The sequence below is a fragment of the Spongiibacter sp. genome (genome assembly GCF_041602295.1).
Classification (GTDB): domain Bacteria; phylum Pseudomonadota; class Gammaproteobacteria; order Pseudomonadales; family Spongiibacteraceae; genus Spongiibacter.
Genome location: NZ_JBFIGO010000191.1, coordinates 1 through 1,984, shown reverse-complemented (window position 1 = coordinate 1,984; position 1,984 = coordinate 1). Strand labels below are relative to the sequence as shown.

Annotated in this window: 1 protein-coding gene; it reads left to right on the top strand. The window is 56.7% G+C overall.

Going from position 1 to position 1,984, the window contains the following annotated elements:
- Positions 1 to 214: 214 nt before the first annotated feature.
- A partial coding sequence (locus tag ABYM29_RS15560; RefSeq protein WP_372865706.1) for an MASE1 domain-containing protein occupies positions 215 to 1,984 on the top strand: 1,770 nt, incomplete at its 3' end.

Below are 1,984 nucleotides of genomic sequence, written 5' to 3'. Positions count from 1 at the left end.
CCTACGGCGGCCTGGTTAGCGCCCAGCTGTTTTCGGCGCCGCGCGGTGACGGCCTGGAGGACTTGCGCGAGCAGCTCGACGTGTGGCTAACCACAAAATTCGAAGAGGACGACGTGGACCCCGCACTGCTGGATTAACGTCGCCGGCCGCCGTCGCCAAGCCGCCTTGATTGTGTACACTTAGTAGCGGCAGCATCAAAAGGACATGGGCAGCGATGACAGACAACGCACTTTTACAGCATTGGCTATGCGAAAATCGCTTTCGCGGGGTCTTGGCCGGCCTAGCGTTGCTACTCGGCTACTTTCTGCTCGCGCAATTAGGCATAGCCCTGGCGGTCCCCCCCGGCTATGCCTCGCCCTTTTGGCCCGCCGCCGGCTTTGCCGTCGCCGGCACACTGCTGCTCGGCCGCACCGCCTGGCGCTGGGTCTTTTTGGCCTCTGCGCTCTCCAACCTGAGTCACGCCGACACCGCGGCCGCAGCCGCTCTCAGCCTGCTCACCGCCGGTGGCGCGGCTTTTGAGTGCTGGCTGGCGGCGACACTTTGCAGGCACCATTTCTCACATTCAATGAGGGTGAGCACTGAAAGCTCAGTCTGGTCGTTCTTACTTTACGGCGCCGCCATCCCCGCCACCCTCGGCGCCAGCATTGCCAGTGCCAGCATGCTTGCACTGGGCATCATCGGTAGCCAGCAGTTTATCTTTGAATGGCTGTCGTGGTGGGCCGGCGATGCTATCGGTATTGCCCTGGTCTGCCCGGCGGTGTTATTCCTGTTTACAAGCGTGAAAATCACCTCGCGATTCTTTGCCATCCACTTTGCACCGGTAGCGTTTTTACTGCTATTTATCAGCTTTGGTCATTTGGCCATCAATCACTACCAGCGCGAAAATGTGCAGACCAATACCGACACGCTCGTCCAGAGCATCGAAAAAACCTTTGCTGAATCCATTGAGAAAATGCTGCTGCCGCTGGAGTTCACCGCCAGCTTTATCATCGCCAGTGAATTCGTCCGTCGCGACGAGTTCATCCGCTTTATTGACCACCCAGCCTACCGGCAGACCTTCTCAACCATCGCCTGGGCGCCCAAAATCAACGCCAGTGAGCGCAGGCAATATGAGCGCCAGCAGGGCTTCCCGATCCTTGCACTGTTTGACAACGGCCGCGTAGAAGTCGAACAACAGCAAGCTTACTACTACCCCAGCACCTATGTTTTCCCGCCGCCGGCGGTCACGACCTATCAAGGGATTAATATTCTATCGACGTGTTTCGAACCCTACCCCGTCGACAAAGCTATTCAGAGCGACAGCGTGCTGTTTATCTCCCCCTCCAGTCGCCGCTGCACCCAACAGGACGTCACCTATGTGATCAAGCCCGTCCATCGCACAGAACAAAGCGCGGCCGAGGGTGCATTAGTGGCCATGTACGACTTAAACACCGCCATGAAAGGCATTCTCGCGCAAATTGCCGACAATAATATGGCACTGACAATTTCCACCTCGGCCGCTGACGGGCGCACAGTCCAAATGTTGTCCTCTGGCCCACCCCGACCAGTAGAAATTGCCTCGCTGCAAAAGCAGGTCGGCGACAACAAATTTAGCATTCACTTAACGGCAGATAGCCTCTACTGGCAGGCCACCACCTCGCCGCTCAACTACCTCTACACACTGTTTACCATTGTCAGCGCCTTTTCCATCGCCGGGGCGGTCATGGGCTCGGCCAACCGCCAGTCCACCAAGGATTATGAAATTCGCCAGCGCACGCAAAGTTTGACCCGCGAGCTGCAGGCGCGAAAACAGGCTGAACAGCAACTATCAAGCACCGCGACACTGCTGTATACCGCCATAGAAATGGCCGACATGGGTGTTTGGGAAATCGATTTCACTCACCGCAACTTTGTGCTCAGCGACAGCTTGATGGCGATGCTAGGCAAGGACATAGTAAAAGGGCAAAAGGCAACGATTCCCATTAATGAATTTATCGCTAACTAT